We start from the raw sequence: 17610 nt of genomic DNA on the forward strand, positions 1-17610 counted from the left end.
AGTGTCGGCGGACGGCTCGTTCGAGACGGTGACGAAGAGGGAGAGACCTCGGCGGTTCTCGCGTGCGCCGTTCAAGCGTTATCCGCACTCAAGGGGGTGCTCCGAATGTCTCTGCTGACACCTGTGTCCTGGCTGATCATCGCCGCGAACGATCGGGAACACCAGAGCGCCCGCGAACACGCCGACAAAGATCCCGTACGCCGTATCGCCGGCCCCCTCAAGTGCGGTCGTCCACCCGCAGCGACCGGATCATCCCGCGGAGCAGGCGCGCCGCCGCCTGCCGCTCCTCCTCCGCGAGCCCCTCCAGCATCCGCAGCTCCACCCCGCGGACGGCGGCGGACGCCTCGGCGAGGCTCCGGCGTCCGCGCTCGGTGAGTCGGGCGGGGAGCGCCTTGCCGACGGGAGCCGCGTCGGGGCGGGTGACGACGCCGTCGCGCTCCAGAGTCTGCAGCAGGACGTTCATCGACTGCCGGGTGACGAAGGCGCCCCGCGCGAGCTCCGAGTTCGAGAGGCCCGGCCGCTGGGCGAGGAGCTCGAGGCAGGAGTAGTGGGTGACCGTCATCCCGAGCGGGCGGAGCACGGCCTCCATCGCCGCGCGCAGGGCGCTCGACGCCTCCTTGAGGAGGTAGCCGAGCGAGGTCTCGAGGTCGATGCCGTCTTGACTCATGTCAGTATTCTGACATACGCTCCTGTGTGTCAGAAATCTGACACAACCGAGGAGGAACCCCATGCCCGTCACCGGCCCCGACTTCGTCTCGCTCCAGGTCCGCGACCTCGCGGCGTCCCAGGCGTTCTACGAGCAGTACCTCGGCCTGGTCCGCTCGCCCGCCGGCCCGCCGCACGCCGTCGTCTTCGCGACGACTCCGATCGCCTTCGCCCTGCGCGACCTCGCGCCCGGCACCGACCTCGACTCCGCCTCCCGCCCCGGTGTGGGCGCCGCGATCTGGCTGCACGCGACCGGCGTGCAGGAGATCCACGACGCGCTCGTCGCCGACGGGCACCCCGTCGTCGCGGCTCCGATCGACGGCCCGTTCGGGCGCACCTTCACCTTCGCCGACCCGGACGGCTACCACGTCACCCTGCACGACCGCGCCTGAGCGGGACGGTGCGGACCGCGCCTGAGCTGAGCGGGGCAGAGCGGGACGGGACGGGGCAGAGCGCCTCAGCCCATCGCGCGCAGCTGGGCGGCGAAGAGGTGCAGCGAGCGGTCGACCTCGGGCAGCGCCGGCGTCCGGTTGAGGTGCCCGTGGGGCATGCCTACGGCCAGGTGCCCGGTCACGGCGACGCCCGCCTCCGCGAGCTGGCGCAGGAGCAGCTCGGCCGACCCCCGCAGCTCGTCGTACTCGTTCACGAGGACCGTGACCGGAGGCAGACCCGCCAGCGGCGCGGAGCCGGGCAGCGCCTCGACGGGGAGGTCGGAGATCCGCCCGAGGTAGGTGCGCACCATGCCCTCGATGCTCGACGGAGGAAAGCGGAGGACGGGCGGCAGCTCACGCAGCTCGGCCGCGATCGCGTCGTCGACGGCGGGGTTGGGGAAGTGGGCGAAGGGGTAGGCCAGGAGCACGTGCTCCGGCAGCCGCGCACCGGCGTCGCGCTCGCGGAGGACCGCGCCGAGTGCCAGGGCCGCTCCCGCGCTCGCGCCGCCGATCGCGACGGGCGTGGATCCGGACTCCGTGCTGCGGAGGTGCCGCCAGGCGGCGTGCACGTCGTCGAGCGGGACGGGGTAGCGGACGTCGGAGCCGGCGAGCCGGTAGTCGACGGAGACGACCCGGGCCCGCGCCCGGTGCGCGAGCTCCGCCGCGACGACGTGCGACTCGCGCATGTCGACGCTGCCGGCGGCGAATCCTCCTCCGTGCACCCAGAGCAGAGCGCGCTCGGGCGCGGCGGGCGAGTACACGCGCAGCGGGACCGGTCCGTGCGGGCCGGACGCCGTCTCCGCGACGACGTCGATCCCCTCCGGCAGCGACCAGGGCCCCGGATCCTCCTCGAACGCGGCCATGCGGGCGGCCTGCTCGGCGTCGAGCGGATACGCGAGGCCGGCCAGGAGAGGCAGCCGAGCGGCGAGGTACGGATCGAGCGGCATCGGCGCCTCCTGCGGGGTCGGGATCGCGGACCACGCTAGCCCGGCCGCGGGTCCTCGAGCGGCGCTTGCTCAGCCGCGTCGCCGCTGGAGCAGCACGCCGTCCAGGAGCACGGCGGCCGTGCCGTCGGGAGCGGTCACGGCGCGCTCCCGCGTCTCGACGAGCTCCGCGGTCCACTCGGCCGGGTCGAGGGCCAGCTCGGCGAGCTCCTCCTCGGGGCCGACGAGGTGCATCGCTCCGTGGCGGTGGTCGTCGCCGCTCGCCCACGGCGGGGGCGCGGCGTGCGAGACGACGGCGAGGCGGCCGCCGGGAGCGACGACGGAGGCCGCCCGCCGCAGCACGTCGATCCGCGGGAACTCGGCCATCGAGTGCAGGAAGCTCGCCGTCACCAGATCGAACTCCCCCACGACCGGCCAGTCCTCGGCGAGGTCGGCCTGCACGAAGTCCACGTCGGCGCCCCGCTCGGCCGCGGCCGCGCGCGCCCGGCCCAGCGCCGTCTCGGAGAGGTCGAGCCCGGTGACGCGCCAGCCGAGAGACGCCAGCCACAGCGCGTCCGCCCCCTCGCCGGCGCCGAGGTCGAGGGCGCGGCCCGGCGGCAGCGAGCCGACCAGCCCGACCAGCGTCGCGTTCGGGCGGCCCGACCAGATCCGATCGGAGTCGGCGTAGCGCGCCTCCCACTGCTCGCGTGCGGTGCTCATGCTGCTCCTCGTCCCCGGGCGCAGGGGCACCCGCGTCGAGGATGCCGCGCCGCCGCTCCGGCCGCCAGCGCTCGTGCCGAAGCGGCACGGGCACCCGTCCCCGCGGACGACACGGCCGGACGGAGCCGCGGCGCCGCGCGGACCCGCCGGACGCACTTCCCCGACACGCCCCGCGCCGATTAGCGTCGGTGCATGGCCCTCCGACTCGAAGAGATCATCGTCGACTGCACCGACTTCCGGACCCTCGGGCACTGGTGGCAGGAGGCGCTCGGCTGGGACGTCGTGGACGAGGATGAGGACGGCATCGAGCTGCTCGCCCCATCGGGCCGCGGGCCGAGCCTCCTCTTCCTCGACGTACCCGAGCGCAAGACCGTGAAGAACCGCCTGCACCTGGATTTCGTGCCGGACGACCAGGAGGCGGAGGTCGCGCGGCTGGTCGGCCTGGGGGCGACACGGTCCGACGTCGGGCAGGGCGAGCAGTCCTGGGTCGTGCTCGCCGACCCGGAGGGCAACGAGTTCTGCATCCTCTCGGCGCGGGAGTGAGAGCGCTTCCACTTTCCAGGACGGTTGTCGGGAAAGCGCTTCCATGCGCATGCATCGAAAAAGATTTTGAAATGTCAAGGGTAGAACGATCGTTCTCGACTCCCTAGCATCGCCTCCGACGCGTTTCCCGACCGGGAGCGCGCGGAGCCGAGGAGTCACCGTGACCACCTACGACAGACCCGTCGCCGCCGTCGGCATGACGCAGTCGCAGCAGCAGGGCGAGCTGCTCGCCGGCCGCGCCCTCGAGAACCGCGCCTTCGGCCTCTACGCGTACGCCTACCGACTCACGCTGTCGGACTCCGCGGCGAGCGCCGCCCTCCGCCACGCGGCGGTCACCGTCCGCAGCGGACGGCCGCAGGGACTCGACGACACGGGCGCCCTCGACCTGATGCGCTCCGAGGTCGGGCGCGCGAGCGTGCAGCGCGGCGGCTCCGCGATGGAGCGCGCCGAGCAGGCCCCCGCGGCGATCCGCGAGGACGACCTGCTGCGCTCGGGCTTCCACCGCCGCCTGCACGCCCTGCCGACGCTCGAGCGCCAGGCCTGGCTGCTCCGGCACACCGGCGGCCACGACGTCGACGCGATCGCGGCGATGCTGCAGGAGCCGGCGGAGCGCATCCGCTCGGCCCTCGCCTCGGCCGCCCGCACGCTGGTCGAGGGCGAGCTGGCCGAGAGCGAGTCCGCGGAGTAGCGCGGCACGAGGTGCCCGAGAGACGCCGGGTCCAGCCGGCGGCGCCCCTCAGGCGTCTGGGACCCGGCCGCGACTCGGCGCGACCGGGAGGACGGGGTCAGTCGAGGTAGTCGATGTCGTCCCACGGCTGGTGGACGTCACCGGTGTCGCGGTCGTCGTCCAGCACTTCGAGCTCCTCGAAGATCACCGGAACACCTGTCGAGATCAGGACGCTGACCTGGCGGTTGCCCACGATCACGAAGTCGACGAGGCCTCCTCCGGCCTGCGTCGCCTCGGTCGCCGACCGCTTCAGCTCGGCGACGTCGGTCCCCTGGGACAGCCCGTAGGTCTTGCCCTCGATGGTGACGGTGGTGCGGATCATGTGGCGCTGCTGCTCCTCGGCTCGATGGGTTCAGCGTACGAATCGCGACAGAGCGCTGCCAGGCCTTGCGGTGGACGCCCGCGGCTGCCACGGGTGAAGTGGCCGGCTGAGGCGAGCGGCGTCCGGAGCCGAGGCCGGAAGCAGCGTGACGGGCCGCTCGGGCGGATCCGCCGCTCCTGACCTCGGTTCCGGACACCGGGCGGCGGAGTCGACCGGGCGCGCTCCACGGAGCTCCCGCCGTAGCGTGGAACCTGTCCGCACGTTCCGCACCCAGCGACAAGGAGGATCCGATGACCGAGAAGAACACTCCCGAGGACCCGCAGACCACCGACCCCGAGCACGTCGACCCCGAGACGGCCACCGACCCCGACGGCGACCCGGTCGAGAACCCGTCGGGCTGACGCCCGCACCGGAACGGCCCGCGGCCACCGGGACACCGCTGAGAAGGCGGAGTCCCGGGGGTCGCGGGCCGTTCCCGTGTCCGGCGCCGCCATACTGACGGAGTGCAGGCCGAGGACGATGAGCGCAGGGATCTCGAGCGGATCCTGTCGGCCCGACCCCGCGACGACGGCGCCGACCGGGACGAGCGGCGCGAGGCGCTGCGACGGCTCGGCGAGCTGGAGGCGGAGGACGCTCCTCCCGGAGTGACGCGGTCCGGCGCGCAGACCGGCGCCACGCCGTCCGTGGCACAGCCGGGCGCGGCGCATCCCGGGACGGCGACCGACTCGCTTCTCCCCCTGCCCGCGACCGCACTCCCGCTGTCGGCGACCGTCGGCTCCGAGACTGCGGAGTCGCCCGCCGAGCACCCCGACGGGCCGGCCCCGCGGACGCCGCACCCCCGCCGCCGCCGCCTCGTGCTCGCCGCCGCGATCGTCGGCGGAGCCGCGGTCGGCGCGATCGTCCCCACCGCGCTCCTCCTCCCTCCGCCCGCGGACCCCGTCGCCCCGCCGACCGCCTCCGCGGATCCCGCCGACCGCTTCGCCGCGCTCGTCGAGGGCTGGGAGCCGACCACCGACGTCCCGCCGGGCCTCGCTCTGCTCGCCGGGGAGGCCACGGTCTACGGCTCCGGGTTCGACACCGCCGAGAACGACCGCCTGCTGATCACCGAGCCGAACGGCACCACGGTGTGCCTCGCCGTGCAGCGCCCGGACGCGTCCTTCTTCGCCGGGTGCACCGGCTCGGAGGCGTTCTTCGCCGGGGAGCCCCTCCGGGTCAGCGGCACGACGCTCCGCAGCGGCGCCCCGGTGTACACGCAGATCCTGCTCCGCCCGGACGGGACGATCGAGGGCGGCTACCAGCTGGTGCCGGAGCCGCCGCAGCCCGAGGCGGAGGAGTCCGGAACGGTGGAGTCCGGGTCACCGGACCCCGCGACCAGCGAGCCCTGAACCGCCGGGCCCGCGACCAGCGAGCCGTGAGCCCGCGACCAGCGAGCCGCTAGGCGCGCGTCGCCTCCGCCGCGTCCGCGATCACCTCGGCCGCGGACGCCGTCCGCTCCCACACCGCGCGCTGCCGCTCGGCGCCCGTGCCCCGCGTCAGGACCCGCTCGACACCGCACGCCGCGACCTCCTCGTCGCCCGACTCCGCCAGCGCCCGACCCGCGTGGTCGAGCAGGCGCGCCAGCACCGCGGAGGCGGGGGCCGGGCAGCCGTCGACCGGATCGATGAGGTCGCCGGTCGTGCCGTGGCGGCTCGCCAGCCAGGAGGAGACGGCGATCACCGGAGTCGGCAGCGGCACGGGCGGGACCCCGGCGCCCGCGTCGCGCACGGCCGTCTCGGCGATTGCCCGGATCAGGACGGCGATCAGCGCCGAGTCCTCCGCGTGCAGCGGGACGTCGGCGATGCGCACCTCGACGGTCGGGTGCGCGCGGGAGAGACGGGCGTCGAAGTAGAGCATGCCCTCGTCCAGCAGCACGCCGCAGGAGGTGAGGGAGGCGACGACGCTCCGGTACTGCTCGAGGTCGCCCCAGATCCCGACCGGGCCGGCGGTGGGCCAGCGCCCCCACGACTGGTAGCGCCAGCTGGCGAAGCCGGTGTCGACGCCGGCGCTCAGCGGGGAGTTGGTGCTCAGGGCGAGGAGGGCGGGCAGCCAGCCGCGCAACCGGTCGAGGACCGCGATCCCCTCCTCCGGCGACCCGATCCCGACATGGACGTGCAGGCCGCAGGTGAACTGCTCGCGGGCGACGAGGCCGAAGCGCTCGGCCATCCGGTCGTAGCGCTCGTCGGCCGAGAGGTGCGGCTCGAACGCGGCGGGGCTGGTCGCGACCGCGACGGCGCGGGCGCCGACCTCGCGGGCGGCGTCGTCGGCCAGGCGGCGGCCCTCGCGGAGCCCGGCCAGCAGCGCGTCGTGCGTGCGGGCGGGAGCGCCGACCGCCTCGATCTGCTCCGCCTTGAGCTCGGCGGCGAGGGCGACCGCCACGGAGCCGCGCACGGAGCCGAGCAGCAGCGGCGCCGCGGGCGTCGGGAGGAACGTACCGGCGTCGACGAGGAGGTACTCCTCCTCCACCCCGAAGGTGCGGGCGCTCACCGGAGCGCCTTCCGCTCGAGTCCCCCGCCGCAGCCCACCCGATCATCCCACCGTGCCGGGCGCCCGCCGGGCAACCGTCCTCGGCCGATGTTCAGCGTCGGGACGCCTGCGACGCCGGTCCGCGGGCGGGCTGTCAAGGCCGGGTGCTGCCGGGCGCGGAGCGGCAGGATCGGAGCACACCCAGAACCGGAGGTCCCCGTGCCCGACAGCACTCCCGAGCAGGCCGAGTACGACGTCGCCGTCATCGGCGCAGGACCCGCGGGGACGGCCGCCGCCCTCCGCGCCGCGGAGCTGGGAGCGCGCGTCGTCGTGCTCGAGGCCGCGCGCGTCGGCGGCACCTGCGTCAACACCGGATGCGTGCCCACCCGCGTCCTGGCGAAGACGGCGCGGATGATGCGCGAGACCCGCTCCGCCGGCGACTACGGGATCGAGATCGGCACTCCCGTCCTCGACTGGGCCGCGACCGTGCGCCACGTGCACGAGCGCGTCGACCTGGTGCGCTCGATCAAGCGCGAGGCGCAGCGGTTCGAGGAGGCGGGGGTCGACCTGATCCACGAGGGCCGCGCCCGTTTCGTCGACGAGAGCACCCTCGTGCTCGACAGCGGGCGGCGGATCCGCGCGCGCTCGATCATGGTCTGCGTCGGCGGGCACTCGCGGCGGCTGCCGATCCCGGGCGCCGAGCTCGCGACCGTGCCGGAGGACGTGCTCGGGCTGACCCAGCTGCCGCGCCGCGTCGCCGTGATCGGCGGCGGCAACACGGGCGCCCAGCTCGTCACCGTCTTCAACGCCTTCGGCTCGGAGGTGACGCTCCTCGACGTCGCCCCGCGGATCCTGATGACCTCCGACTCCAGCATCTCCGAGCACGTCGGCGCCGCCTTCGAGCGCCAGGGCGTCCGCGTCCGCACAGGGATCGAGACGGTGTCGGGCATCGAGCGGCAGGACGACGGCTCGCTCGCGATCGCGTGGCGCGAGGGCGGCGAGGACCGGACGGCCGAGGTCGACGTGGTGATCATGGCCACCGGCTGGCCCGCCGACGTCGACGACCTCGGACTCGAGAACGCGGGCATCGAGGTCGTCCGCTCGGCGATCCCCGCCGACCAGTACTTCCGCACCGTCGTGCCGCACATCTTCGCGGTCGGCGACGCGAACGGGCGCGACATGCTCGTCCAGGCGGCGCAGTTCGAGGCGGAGGCCGCCGCCGAGAACGCGGTGCTCGGTGCGAACCGGCGCACGCCCCAGTTCCTCCTGCCCGCGGGCGGATTCACGGACCCGGACTACGCGGGCGTCGGCTTCACCCAGGAGCAGGCCCGCGAGCGCGACCCGCAGTGCGTCGTCGCCTCGGTGCCGTTCTCGCACCTGGACCGCGCCGTCATCGACGACCGCGAGAACGGGTTCCTCACGCTGATCGCCGACCGGCGCCGCGAGCTGCTGCTCGGCGCGCACGCGGTCGGCGAGAACGCGATCGAGGTCGTGCAGTCGGTGACCACGGCGATGGCGGCCGGAGTCGACCTCGCGACCCTCGCGAACGTCCGCTTCGCCTACCCCACCTACAGCGCGGTGATCGGGATGGCGGCGCGCGCCCTGCTGGCCGAGCCGGCGCGCCCGACCGAGCTGGACTGACGCGCTACCCGATTCTCGGAGGCGGCGCCAGCCCCGAACCGGCGGCCCGCCGCCTCCGAACCACTGGAGACGGGCACTCCGCCCGCCCCGCCGAGAGGAACCCCTGTGCCGATCCCCGCTGTCGACTACAACCACGTCCGACTCACCGTCCGCGACATCGCCGTCTCGCGCCCCTTCTACGACTCCGTCTTCGGCTTCGACGTCGCCTTCGAGGCGCCGCCGGCCGACGCGTCGCCGGAGGAGAAGGAGCAGCTGGCGTTCGTGTTCGGCGGGGTGATCTACCAGTTCCCGGGCGGACTGCTCGGCCTGCGCCCCGTCGCGCCCGGCGACGACCGCTTCGACGAGGACCGGGTCGGACTCGACCACGTCAGCTTCACCGTCCCCGACCTCGACGCGCTGAAGGCCGCCGCGGCCGTGCTCGACGACCTCGGCATCGCGCACGAGCCGATCAAGGACGCCGGCGGCATGAGCCTCCTCGAGTTCCGCGACCCCGACAACATCGCGCTCGAGATCACGTCCCCGAGCTGATCGGAGCTGCGCGCGCACGATCGGGCGGGTCTCACCCGGCCTCCACGCTGATCGAGTAGCGCGCGTATCGAGATCCCCCACGCTCGAAGGGGCGGGTCTCGATCCGCCGTTGCGCCGCTACTCGACCAGCAAGGGTCCCCGCCGTGCTGATCGAGTAGCGCGCTCAGCGCGCGTCTCGGGATCCCCGCGAACCCACGAAGCGCGGATTACGGACGACGTCGACGGTACGGAGTCGTCGTCGACACCCGGACCAGGCCCGCGCGCTCCAGGATGGGCCGCGAGTACTCGGTCGAGTCGCTGTGCACGAGGGTCTTCCCGAGTGCCTGTGCGGAGGCGGCGCGGGCGGCCGTGACCAGGCCGTAGAGCCCGCGTCCGCGGTACTCCGGCAGCGTCGCTCCGCCCCAGATGCCGGCGAAGGCGGTGCCCGGGACGGGCTCGAGCCGGCCGCCGGACGCCATCCGCCCGTCGACCTCGGCGACCCACAGCTCCATGCCGTCGCCGCGCGCCAGGCGGGCGACGAGCGAATCGGCGATCGACACGTCGACCTCCTCCTCGAAGGCGGCGTCGATCATGGCGCTGAACGCGCGGACGTCCGGCTCGTCGACGACCCGCCGCAGCACGACCCCCTCCGGGACCGGCCGGTCCGAGAGCAGCGCCTCGACCGGGCCGATCATGATCGACTCGGCCTCGTCCGGCGCGAATCCGTTCGCGACGAGGGCGTCGTGCAGGCCGGGGGCCTCGTCGTGGCTGCGGGTCTTCCACTCGACGCGGGTGATGCCGGGATCGGCGTCGAAGTGCGCGCAGGCCGCGGCGACCAGGCGGGCGATCTCCGCGGAGGAGGCGCCGGCGAGGTCGCGGTAGGTGACGAAGCCGCGTCCGCCGGCGAAGGTCACCAGACGCAGAGGCCCCTCGCGCGTCACGGAGACGGCGCTCGGGGTCTCGGCGTCGGAGCGGAGCTGGTCGTCGTAGGCGCGGAGGTAGTCGGAGCTCATCGCCCCGACGCTACCCCCGGACCCGGGCGATCAGGTCCTGGATGAAGGGGATGACGTCCTTCGCCTGGTCGACGCTGGCGAATCCGGTGGCGACGAGCGGCCAGATCGAGCCGATGAGCGTCGCGATCACGGCGGCCACCGCGGCGACCCAGGCGAGGGCCGCGTTGCGGGAGAGGAACGCGACCGCGAGGCAGGCCAGGCCGACCGCGTAGCTGAGGACGATCGAGAGGACGATCGCGCCGACCGGGACGTCGAGCGCCCCGGCCGTGGTGCCGTCCGCCGCGCCGATCAGCCCGAGGACGGGCAGCAGCACGGCGACGACGACCACGAACGAGAGCACGACGCCCGTGCCGAGCGCGATCCAGGCCGCACGCGGCTTGCGTCGCGCGCCGTACGAGCGGGTGCGCACGGGACTACTCCCGACCGGCGGCGGACGACGCGCGGTCGTCCTCGGAGCGGTGGGCGTCGGCGTCGTCGGACGCGTCGTCGCGATCGGCCGCGGCCTCGTCGCGCTCGACGTGCTCGGGCTCCTCCGCCGGAGCGACCTCGACGGTCGCGGTGCGGGGGTCGCCGTCGTCGTCGACCGGCTCGACCTGGACGCGGACCACGAACTCCGCGGTCTCGACGACGGCCGGGGCCGCGTGCGTCTCGACGCGGGGGTCGTCCTCGTCGCGCTCGGCGGCGCGCTCGGCGTCGGCCGTCTTCTGGGCGGCTGCGCGCTCGTCGCGCTCGTCGGCCGCACGGTCCATCGCGTCCGCGGCGTCGTCGGCGGCGTCCGCCAGGCGTCCGCGGGCGGAGTCGACGGCACCGGAGACGGCGTCGCGGGCGTTCCCGGCGGCCTCCTTGGCGGAGTCGCGGGCATCGGACGCGGCGCGCTTGGCGGTGTCGACGAGCGGCTCCTTATCCTCCTCCGGCTTCTCGATCGGGTCGAACGGGCCGTGGACGTCGGTCGCCTCGACGTTGACGACGACGTGACCGCCGGCGACCGGCTCCGCCACGCGCTGCACCTGATCGCGCACGGCGTCCAGGACCTCGCGGACGGGGTGGGGGTACTCGACGACGAGGTCGATGTCGACGGTGGTGACGCCGTCGGCCTTCGAGACCGTGACTCCGGGGACGGTGCTGGTGCCCAGCACGCGGCGAGAGGCGCGGTCGAGGCCGCGGGCGACGGCTCCACCGAGGTGGTGGACGCCGGACACGCGCTGGGCGCTCTCGCCGGCGGCGGTCGCGACCCGGCTCTCGGTCGACTCGGGCTCGGACGGCTTCCCGTCGCGGCGAGCGGACTCGCGCCGGCTCTGCTCGTTCGGGGTCGGCTGCTCATGGGTGCGGATGCGCTCGACGGTGCCGGGCTCCATCGGATCGGACATGGGTGCTCCTTCAGAAAGACTTCCATCCCGCCTGAGCGGGGCTCTCCGGCCCTCCCGATCGGGAGGGCCGGACGGTGGTGCCGGCGGCTACTGCACGCGGGCGGTGCCGCTCATCTTCGTCCGCAGACCGCTGACGATCTGGATGACGACGGGCGTCTCCTCGCCGAGGAGGGCGTCCCACTGGCGGACGGCCTGGTCGACCGTCTGCCGGGTGCGGGCGGGCGAGGCGCCGCGGCGGGTGTGCGCGGTGACGCGCAGCACCTTCTGGTGCTTGATCTCGAACGCGGTCACGTCGACCGCGACGATGGACGGCTCCTGCGACAGGGCCTCCTCGAGGACCTGCTCGGCGACCTTCGCGTCGATGGTGACGGAGCCGCCCGTGGGCGTCCCCGCTCCCTCTCCGGAGCCGACGCGCAGCAGCGTGGAGGTGCGGCCGCGGCCCTGGCGCACGATGAAGCGCACCAGCAGCAGGATGAGGACGAGCGCGACGACCGCGATGGCCCAGAGGATCCACGGGGTGCCGCCCGAGAGGGCCTGGCTCGTGGGGTCGGCCGCGTCCTGCGCGGCGGTGGACACGTTCTCCTGCACCTGCGGGAGCAGCGACCCCACCGCGACGGCGCCGCCGGCGAGGAGGAGGACGAGGCCCACGACGAACAGGAGCAGCCGGTTGAGGAATCGGTTCGTGGTGGTCATCAGCGGACCGTTCCCTTCTCGGACAGGCGCACCTTGGAGCGCAGGCGCGGGGTGCAGTCGAACGTGGCGAGCTCGGCGTCGACGGCCTCGCGGATCGGCGTGACGTCGACGCTGCGGCCGGAGGTGCGGGAGACCGTCACGTCGACGACGCGGGATCCGACCGACACCGACACGTTGTCCGGGTCGACGTCACCGGCGTAGCCGGCGGTGCGGGCGACGGCCTGCGCGATGACGCGGTCGTCGACGATCGCCGCGGTGCGGTCGGTGCTGACGGCGCGACGGCCGCGACGGCCGGGCTTGAGCGACACGACGATCAGGACGAGCCCGATCAGCGCGAGCACGGCGCCGGCGGCGGCGGTCAGCGCGATGGGCGCCGCGGCCGCGTTGAGCAGCGAGGACGCTCCGTCCTGCGGGGCCACGAGCAGCGCGGGCTGGCCGAGGACGGCGAGGACCGCCTCCGTGCCCAGCCACGCGAACAGGAGGATGAGCAGGACGGCGAGGACGATCGCCGATCCGGAGCGGGACGAGTGCGTCTCGCGCCGCACCAGGCGCGGGTAGAGCGCCCGGCCGGCAGTGGTGGGAGTCGTCACGACACCCTCCTTCGTTCTCGGAGGTCGGCACCGGTGATCCGGAGGTCGACCCGGCCGATCGTGGAGCCCGTCAGTTCGAGGCAGCGCGAGCGGATGGTCGTCTGCGCCCGGCTGAGTCGGTCCAGCAGCGTCCCGGAGGAGCGGCGGCCCGTCTCGCCCAGGGGCGTGACGTGGATGGGGGCGTGCGCGACGACGTGGAGGCGTCCTCCCTCGTCGTCGAGCTCGACGGACACGTCGGACGAGTTCACGTCCAGCGCCTCCGCGGTGACGGCCGACACGACTCGGCGCACGGCGCGCGAGCTGATCGTCGTGCGGCCGTGGCTGGCCTCGTCGGCCATCACCGCCGCGGTCACGAGGACCGCCGCCCGCGGAGGGTGTCGCCGAGGGAGCGCAGGTCGAGCTTGCCCTCGACGACCCGCCCGACGCCGTAGCCGATCGCCATGGCGAGCGCGACCCAGAGGAGCGCCCAGAAGCCGAAGACGAGGGCGGTCAGCGCGAGGACCGCGCCGAGGACCAGGCCGATGTGGGACGGAGTCACTTGACGCGGCTCTCGGTCTCGTCGTCCTTGTCGTCCGAGGGGATGAAGACGTCGGAGATGGTGACGTTCACCTCGGCGACCTCCATGCCGACGACCGAGGAGATGGCCTCGGAGACGGCGGAGCGGATGCTGTCGGCGAGCTTCTGCAGCGCGACGGGGTACTCGGCGACGACGGTGATGTCTGCGGCGACCTGCTTCTCGCCGACCTCGACGGAGATGCCCTGGCCGCGGTCCTGCGCGTTGATCGCGTTGCGGATGGCGCCGATGGCGCGGGCGGCGCCGTTGCCCAGGTCGTGCACGCCGGGGACCTCGCGGGCCGCGATGCCGGCGACCTTCTCGACGACGCCGTCGGCGATCGTGTTCTTGCCGGCCGAGGTGGCGGTGCCGTGCTTGGCCGAGGAGGCGTTGGCGAGGCTGGTGGGGGTGACGTTGGTCATGATCTTCTCCAGATGGTCAGAGGTCGTGGCCGGGGCCGCGGTGCTCACGATCCGTGGCACATGATGAAGACGTGACCCGCGGCCCGGACGTCCCGGTGGTTCAGCAAAGGTGCAGGGAACGTCGAGCGGAGATGCGTTTCGCGGCCACCGGCGTCCACAGGCCCCCGCGGCGCACTCACTGAGCGGCCAGCGGACTGCACAGGCCGCTTCAGGCCGAGGTCGCCGTCCCCGCGAGGAGCCGACGGTCGCGCCGACGGGTGAGGGCGCGGCGCCAGGCGGGGCTCCACCGCTCCTCGGCGACCGCGTTGACGCCCCACGACAGCAGGAGGACGACGAGGAAGGCGACGAGTCCGGCTCCGTCGCGGCCGATCAGCGGCCAGAGCGCGCTGACGATCGCGCTGCCCACGACCAGATGGAGGATGTAGAGCGAGTAGCTGATCCGCCCGAGCCAGAGCAGCGGCGCCCATCTCAGCACGGCGGTCCGGCGCCGCATCGCGACGACCGTGACGGCCGCGCAGACGCCGAGGACGACCGCTCCGTCCGGCCCGCCGTGGAGGAGCTGGGCGTTCAGTGCCGCGATCAGAGCCGCCGGCACGGCGAGGAGCTCGAAGCGCCCCTGCCGTCGCGAGAGGAACAGCAGCATTCCGACGCAGAAGAGGGGTCCGTACTCGGCCAGCGTCAGGTTCGCCAGGACCCGGACGGCGACCGGCGCCGAGACGACGTCGACGCCTCCCGAGACGAGGTGGGCGGCGACGGAGGCGGTCGCGGCGACGCCGAGCCAGACGACCACCAGCACGCGGACCAGCCGATCCGTGAACCGACACCTCGTGAGGACGAGCACGAGCAGCACCAGCAGGTAGAACTGCATCTCGACGGCCAGCGTCCAGAACGCGCCGTTCACGTTGGGTACCAGCAGCAACCGCTGCACCATGGTGAAGTTGAGCAGCAGCTCCAGCGGCGTGAGGTCGGTGCCGGGGACGCGGGCGAGAGCGCCGACGACGATGGAGACGACCACCGCGATCCAGTAGGCCGGGTAGAGGCGGCTGACGCGGGAGATCGCGAAGTCCGACGGCCGCCGCGCGCGGTCCGCGGACATCAGGATCACGAAGCCGCTGATGACGAAGAAGAGCTGGACGCCGAACTCGCCGAACGGGAGCGCGAAGGATCCCGGCGGTGCATCGGGATGATCGAGCGAGAACGCGGTGGTGAAGTGGTAGACGACCACGCCGAGGGCGGCGAGGCCGCGCAGACCGTCGAGCTCGACGAAGCGTGACGCCACGGCTCCCCCGCTCCGGAGCCCCCGCCCCTCGCTCGAGTGTTCCAGAGCGCTCCGGCCGCCCGCGCGTCGGCCGTCCGTCGTTCCGCGCCGCGCCCGGCACCCGCCTCGACCCGCATCCCGGCGGCGGAGGCGCGGGGAGGGCGGCGCTCAGCTCTCGGGACGGATGCGGAGCGCGCGGGCGAGGGCATGCCGACCTGACCGAGCGGTTCGTCGCGGATGCGATCGCGTCGGCCTCGCGCATGACCGAGCGCGGGCTCCTCCCCGCGGAGGAGCAGCGCGTCAGGCCTCGTGCAGGTGACGGTCGAGCGTCATCCAGTTCTCGCGGCTGAGGCGGGCGGCGCCGTCGGTGTCGCCCGCGCGGAGGGACTCCACGATCGCGCGGTGCTGCTCCACGGATCCGCGGGCCCCGAGGGAGGCGAAGCGCTGGCGCTCGGCACGGCGGATGAGCGGAGTGGCCTGCTCGAGCACGTCCTCGATCATCCCGTTGCCGCTGAGCCCGGTGAGCACCGCGTGGAACGCGTCGTCGGAGCGCAGCGCCAACTCGACGTCGCCGTCTGCCAGCGCCCGGGCGAAGTCGTCGTTCGCCGACTCCATCGCGGCGAGCGCCTCCGCAGTGACGGCCGGGCCGGCGAGGCGCGTGGCGAGCTCGTGCATGGCGGCGGCGATCTGCTGGGCGTCGCTGATGCTCTCGGCCGTGGCGGGGGTCACGATCGTCGCCCGGCCGGGCTTGGCCGAGACGAGGCCGACGCGGGCCAGCCGGAGCAGCGCCTCCCGGATCGGCGTCCGGCTGACCCCGAGCCAGGCCTCGAGCTCCTGGTCGCGGAGGCGCCCCCCAGTAGGCGCGCGAACCTGATGCCCCCACCGGCGCCGGAGAAGCCTCGCGCTCCTCGATGAGCGAGAGGACATAAGCTCGCACACGTGGCAGCCGGCGCAGTGATGTACAACTTCGCGATACAGCTGGCTGATGTGGACCGCGGTGTCTACGAGGACATCACGTTGCGAGCCGCTCGGCACCCCTCCGAGACCGACGCGTACATGATGACGCGCGTGCTCGCGTACTGCCTCGAATACGTGGAGGGGATCACCTTCAGCGAGGGGATCTCGTCGACAGCGACCGAGCCGGCGGTGCTGGTCCGCGATCTCACCGGCAGGCTGACCACGTGGATCGAGGTGGGCGCGCCGGACGCCGAGCGACTGCACTTCGGGAGCAGACTGGCCGACCGCACGACGGTCTACACGCATCGCAACCCGGACAAGGTGATCGCGGCGTGGTCCGGCAAGCGCGTCCACCGGCTCGAGCAGATCACCGTGCAGAGCTTCGACCAGGGGTTCCTGGATGCCGCGGTCGCGGTACTCGAGCGCCGCAACACGCTGACCGTGTCGGTCGTCGAGGGGCAGCTGTATCTCGAGTTCAACGGCGTGACGTCGAGCAGCGACATCCACGTGCATCAGCCGGGCTGAGCCGGCGCCGAGTGTCACGAGGTCCGTGTCCGGAAGACCGGTCGGAGGACACGATGAAACATCCTCCGAAACGGCCCCTCGGGACGCACCCGGAGACGACGAGGGCCGGCACTGCCGTGAGACGGTCCGGGCCCTCGGGCACGCAGGGTCTGCGCGTCAGCGGCGCAGCGTGTGGCTCGGCTTCTCGTCGAAGCGCACCTGGTACGCGCTCGCGAAGCGGCCGAGGTTGCCGAAGCCCCACTCGCGGGCGACCGCGGCGACGGTGGTCGAGCAGGGGTCGCCGGCGACCAGGTCGGAGTGGGCGCGGTCCAGGCGCACGTCGCGCAGGTAGACCGACGGCGACACCCCGAGGTGCCGCTTCGTCGCCTGCTGCAGTGTGCGGGTGTGCAGACCGGCCGCGCGGGCGGCGTCGGCCGGGGTGATCGGCTCGTGGGCGTGGTGCTGGAGGAAGTCGAGCGCCACCCGGGTGCGGGAGGCGGACGGGCGCCGCAGCACGGCCGGCACGTCCCACGCGCGCCACGGGAACAGCAGGAGCAGCACCCGGGCGAGGTCGAGCTCGGCGGTGAAGCGCACGAGCGGAGTGATCGCGGCCGTCGCGAGCGCGGCGCTCGCCTCCGTCACCGCGGCGCGCCAGCGGGCGAGGACGCCGGGGTCGGCGTCCGCCCCGTGGTCGAAGGAGACGGGCTGGCGGGGGCCGGCGTGCGTCTCGGTCGCGACGTCCTCGAGGAACCCGGGGGCGAAGTGGATGAGGTTCTGCCGGTGCGGCTCGAACTCGAGCCCGAACTGGCGCTCCGCGGGGAACAGGAACGGGGCTGAGAGCGCGCCGGTCCGGGTGAACGGCGGGAGGTTCAGGCGTCCGCCTCCGGCGCGGAACCAGCCGACGACGTACTCCTTCAGGTGGGGGACCTGGCCGGTGAGGGCGCCGGAGCAGTCGGAGGTGCGCAGGGTCACCCGGTCGCTGCCGCGGACGGCGTAGCGGTAGGAGAAGCCGCGCTGCAACGGAGCGACGCGGAACTCGCCTCCGCCGTACGCCTCGGAGTAGACGGCGGACGCGGCGGACGGATCGTCGCCGGAGGCTTCGTAGCGCCGGTCGGCCCGCTCGTCGCCCGCGAACGGGCTGCCGAGAGTGAAGGTCGACTCGCTCATGACGTCCGCCCGGGGCGGCGGCGGAGGGAGAAGTGCATGGGGGGCTTCTTCCGGGTTCGGGGTCC

23 protein-coding genes and 1 pseudogene are annotated in these 17610 nt (G+C 73.7%); 7 read left to right on the forward strand and 17 right to left on the reverse strand.

The genetic code is table 11. The features are described 5' to 3' along the window. Window positions 1-217: 217 nt before the first annotated feature. Window positions 218-667 carry a MarR family winged helix-turn-helix transcriptional regulator gene (locus tag C5C82_RS07360; protein WP_104250484.1) on the reverse strand — a complete coding sequence of 150 codons (450 nt, stop codon included), beginning with the start codon at window positions 665-667 and terminating at the stop codon, window positions 218-220. Between the two features lie 61 nt (window positions 668-728). On the opposite strand from C5C82_RS07360, the gene C5C82_RS07365 reads away from it, so the two are divergent. Next, window positions 729-1097, forward strand: a complete 369-nt coding sequence (locus C5C82_RS07365) for a VOC family protein (RefSeq protein WP_104238135.1) — start codon at window positions 729-731, stop codon at window positions 1095-1097. 65 nt (window positions 1098-1162) lie between these two features. Here the strand turns inward: C5C82_RS07365 and C5C82_RS07370 are convergent, their stop codons facing one another. Both C5C82_RS07370 and C5C82_RS07375 read right to left on the reverse strand, forming a co-directional pair. After that, on the reverse strand, window positions 1163-2083 hold the full coding sequence (locus C5C82_RS07370) for an alpha/beta fold hydrolase (RefSeq protein ID WP_104354863.1): 921 nt from the start codon (window positions 2081-2083) through the stop codon (window positions 1163-1165). A gap of 69 nt (window positions 2084-2152) precedes the next feature. Next, window positions 2153-2779, reverse strand: a complete 627-nt coding sequence (locus tag C5C82_RS07375; RefSeq protein ID WP_104354864.1) for a class I SAM-dependent methyltransferase — start codon at window positions 2777-2779, stop codon at window positions 2153-2155. Window positions 2780-2971: 192 nt separating this feature from the next. On the opposite strand from C5C82_RS07375, the gene C5C82_RS07380 reads away from it, so the two are divergent. Together C5C82_RS07380 and C5C82_RS07385 are read left to right on the forward strand one after the other, a co-directional pair. Continuing rightward, a complete protein-coding gene (locus C5C82_RS07380; protein ID WP_104224051.1) occupies window positions 2972-3322 on the forward strand; it encodes a VOC family protein in 351 nt (116 codons plus the stop codon). Window positions 3323-3482: 160 nt separating this feature from the next. Further along, window positions 3483-4010: a hypothetical protein gene (locus C5C82_RS07385; RefSeq protein WP_104232920.1), complete on the forward strand. Its 528-nt coding sequence runs from the start codon at window positions 3483-3485 to the stop codon at window positions 4008-4010. Between the two features lie 97 nt (window positions 4011-4107). Here the strand turns inward: C5C82_RS07385 and C5C82_RS07390 are convergent, their stop codons facing one another. Beyond that, a complete protein-coding gene (locus C5C82_RS07390; protein ID WP_104354865.1) occupies window positions 4108-4371 on the reverse strand; it encodes a hypothetical protein in 264 nt (87 codons plus the stop codon). A gap of 503 nt (window positions 4372-4874) precedes the next feature. On the opposite strand from C5C82_RS07390, the gene C5C82_RS07395 reads away from it, so the two are divergent. Next, entirely contained in the window at window positions 4875-5756 is an 882-nt protein-coding gene (locus tag C5C82_RS07395) for a hypothetical protein (protein ID WP_104354866.1), read from the forward strand. 49 nt (window positions 5757-5805) lie between these two features. On the opposite strand, the gene C5C82_RS07400 is transcribed toward C5C82_RS07395, so the two are convergent. After that, the gene (locus C5C82_RS07400; RefSeq protein WP_181072744.1) at window positions 5806-6894 is read right to left on the reverse strand and encodes a glutamate--cysteine ligase; all 1089 of its coding nucleotides are present in this window, start codon (window positions 6892-6894) and stop codon (window positions 5806-5808) included. 198 nt (window positions 6895-7092) lie between these two features. Between C5C82_RS07400 and C5C82_RS07405 the strand changes: the two genes are divergently transcribed. Further along, window positions 7093-8514 (forward strand): NAD(P)/FAD-dependent oxidoreductase, encoded by a 1422-nt coding sequence (locus tag C5C82_RS07405; protein WP_258066014.1) that lies wholly within the window; start codon window positions 7093-7095, stop codon window positions 8512-8514. Window positions 8515-8619: 105 nt separating this feature from the next. Beyond that, window positions 8620-9042, forward strand: coding sequence for a VOC family protein (locus C5C82_RS07410; RefSeq protein ID WP_104223996.1), 423 nt, complete (start codon window positions 8620-8622; stop codon window positions 9040-9042). A 206-nt stretch (window positions 9043-9248) separates the two neighbouring features. Here the strand turns inward: C5C82_RS07410 and C5C82_RS07415 are convergent, their stop codons facing one another. The 11 genes and pseudogenes from C5C82_RS07415 to C5C82_RS18235 form a co-directional block, all read right to left on the reverse strand. Further along, complete coding sequence (locus C5C82_RS07415) at window positions 9249-10034, reverse strand: GNAT family N-acetyltransferase (protein ID WP_104295123.1); 786 nt, start codon at window positions 10032-10034, stop codon at window positions 9249-9251. 10 nt (window positions 10035-10044) lie between these two features. Then, on the reverse strand, window positions 10045-10443 hold the full coding sequence (locus C5C82_RS07420) for a hypothetical protein (protein ID WP_104223994.1): 399 nt from the start codon (window positions 10441-10443) through the stop codon (window positions 10045-10047). 4 nt (window positions 10444-10447) lie between these two features. Further along, entirely contained in the window at window positions 10448-11401 is a 954-nt protein-coding gene (locus C5C82_RS07425) for an Asp23/Gls24 family envelope stress response protein (protein ID WP_104295122.1), read from the reverse strand. 87 nt (window positions 11402-11488) lie between these two features. After that, a complete protein-coding gene (locus C5C82_RS07430) occupies window positions 11489-12094 on the reverse strand; it encodes a hypothetical protein (RefSeq protein ID WP_104250494.1) in 606 nt (201 codons plus the stop codon). After that, on the reverse strand, window positions 12094-12684 hold the full coding sequence (locus C5C82_RS07435; RefSeq protein WP_104269574.1) for a DUF6286 domain-containing protein: 591 nt from the start codon (window positions 12682-12684) through the stop codon (window positions 12094-12096). Before C5C82_RS07435 ends, C5C82_RS07430 begins: the two co-directional genes overlap by 1 nt. Further along, window positions 12681-13037, reverse strand: coding sequence for a hypothetical protein (locus C5C82_RS07440; protein ID WP_244230558.1), 357 nt, complete (start codon window positions 13035-13037; stop codon window positions 12681-12683). The genes C5C82_RS07435 and C5C82_RS07440 overlap by 4 nt, the downstream gene beginning before the upstream one ends. Next, on the reverse strand, window positions 13034-13222 hold the full coding sequence (locus C5C82_RS07445) for a DUF2273 domain-containing protein (protein ID WP_104223990.1): 189 nt from the start codon (window positions 13220-13222) through the stop codon (window positions 13034-13036). Before C5C82_RS07445 ends, C5C82_RS07440 begins: the two co-directional genes overlap by 4 nt. Continuing rightward, window positions 13219-13659, reverse strand: coding sequence for an Asp23/Gls24 family envelope stress response protein (locus tag C5C82_RS07450; RefSeq protein WP_104223989.1), 441 nt, complete (start codon window positions 13657-13659; stop codon window positions 13219-13221). The genes C5C82_RS07445 and C5C82_RS07450 overlap by 4 nt, the downstream gene beginning before the upstream one ends. A gap of 208 nt (window positions 13660-13867) precedes the next feature. Beyond that, window positions 13868-14938 carry an acyltransferase gene (locus C5C82_RS07455; RefSeq protein ID WP_181134415.1) on the reverse strand — a complete coding sequence of 357 codons (1071 nt, stop codon included), beginning with the start codon at window positions 14936-14938 and terminating at the stop codon, window positions 13868-13870. 279 nt (window positions 14939-15217) lie between these two features. Further along, window positions 15218-15646, reverse strand: a complete 429-nt coding sequence (locus C5C82_RS07460; RefSeq protein WP_258066016.1) for a GntR family transcriptional regulator — start codon at window positions 15644-15646, stop codon at window positions 15218-15220. Window positions 15647-15655: 9 nt separating this feature from the next. Then, window positions 15656-15844 (reverse strand): annotated as a pseudogene (locus C5C82_RS18235) (GntR family transcriptional regulator); the annotation flags it as partial. A gap of 12 nt (window positions 15845-15856) precedes the next feature. Between C5C82_RS18235 and C5C82_RS07465 the strand changes: the two are divergent. Continuing rightward, complete coding sequence (locus C5C82_RS07465; protein WP_104354870.1) at window positions 15857-16399, forward strand: YaeQ family protein; 543 nt, start codon at window positions 15857-15859, stop codon at window positions 16397-16399. Between the two features lie 156 nt (window positions 16400-16555). On the opposite strand, the gene C5C82_RS07470 is transcribed toward C5C82_RS07465, so the two are convergent. Next, window positions 16556-17545 carry a helix-turn-helix transcriptional regulator gene (locus C5C82_RS07470; protein WP_104255209.1) on the reverse strand — a complete coding sequence of 330 codons (990 nt, stop codon included), beginning with the start codon at window positions 17543-17545 and terminating at the stop codon, window positions 16556-16558. Window positions 17546-17610: the final 65 nt, after the last annotated feature.

Origin of the sequence: Rathayibacter sp. AY1D5, from assembly GCF_002932515.1 — a bacterium.
Taxonomy (GTDB): domain Bacteria; phylum Actinomycetota; class Actinomycetes; order Actinomycetales; family Microbacteriaceae; genus Rathayibacter.

Excerpts from the sequence above, each read along its gene's own strand:
- C5C82_RS07360 (WP_104250484.1), bottom strand. The coding sequence starts at position 667 with ATGAGTCAAGACGGCATCGACCTCGAGACCTCGCTCGGCTACCTCCTC.
- C5C82_RS07365 (WP_104238135.1), top strand. The coding sequence starts at position 729 with ATGCCCGTCACCGGCCCCGACTTCGTCTCGCTCCAGGTCCGCGACCTC.
- C5C82_RS07370 (WP_104354863.1), bottom strand. The coding sequence starts at position 2,083 with ATGCCGCTCGATCCGTACCTCGCCGCTCGGCTGCCTCTCCTGGCCGGC.
- C5C82_RS07375 (WP_104354864.1), bottom strand. The coding sequence starts at position 2,779 with ATGAGCACCGCACGCGAGCAGTGGGAGGCGCGCTACGCCGACTCCGAT.
- C5C82_RS07380 (WP_104224051.1), top strand. The coding sequence starts at position 2,972 with ATGGCCCTCCGACTCGAAGAGATCATCGTCGACTGCACCGACTTCCGG.
- C5C82_RS07390 (WP_104354865.1), bottom strand. The coding sequence starts at position 4,371 with ATGATCCGCACCACCGTCACCATCGAGGGCAAGACCTACGGGCTGTCC.
- C5C82_RS07415 (WP_104295123.1), bottom strand. The coding sequence starts at position 10,034 with ATGAGCTCCGACTACCTCCGCGCCTACGACGACCAGCTCCGCTCCGAC.
- C5C82_RS07425 (WP_104295122.1), bottom strand. The coding sequence starts at position 11,401 with ATGTCCGATCCGATGGAGCCCGGCACCGTCGAGCGCATCCGCACCCAT.
- C5C82_RS07430 (WP_104250494.1), bottom strand. The coding sequence starts at position 12,094 with ATGACCACCACGAACCGATTCCTCAACCGGCTGCTCCTGTTCGTCGTG.
- C5C82_RS07450 (WP_104223989.1), bottom strand. The coding sequence starts at position 13,659 with ATGACCAACGTCACCCCCACCAGCCTCGCCAACGCCTCCTCGGCCAAG.
- C5C82_RS07470 (WP_104255209.1), bottom strand. The coding sequence starts at position 17,545 with ATGAGCGAGTCGACCTTCACTCTCGGCAGCCCGTTCGCGGGCGACGAG.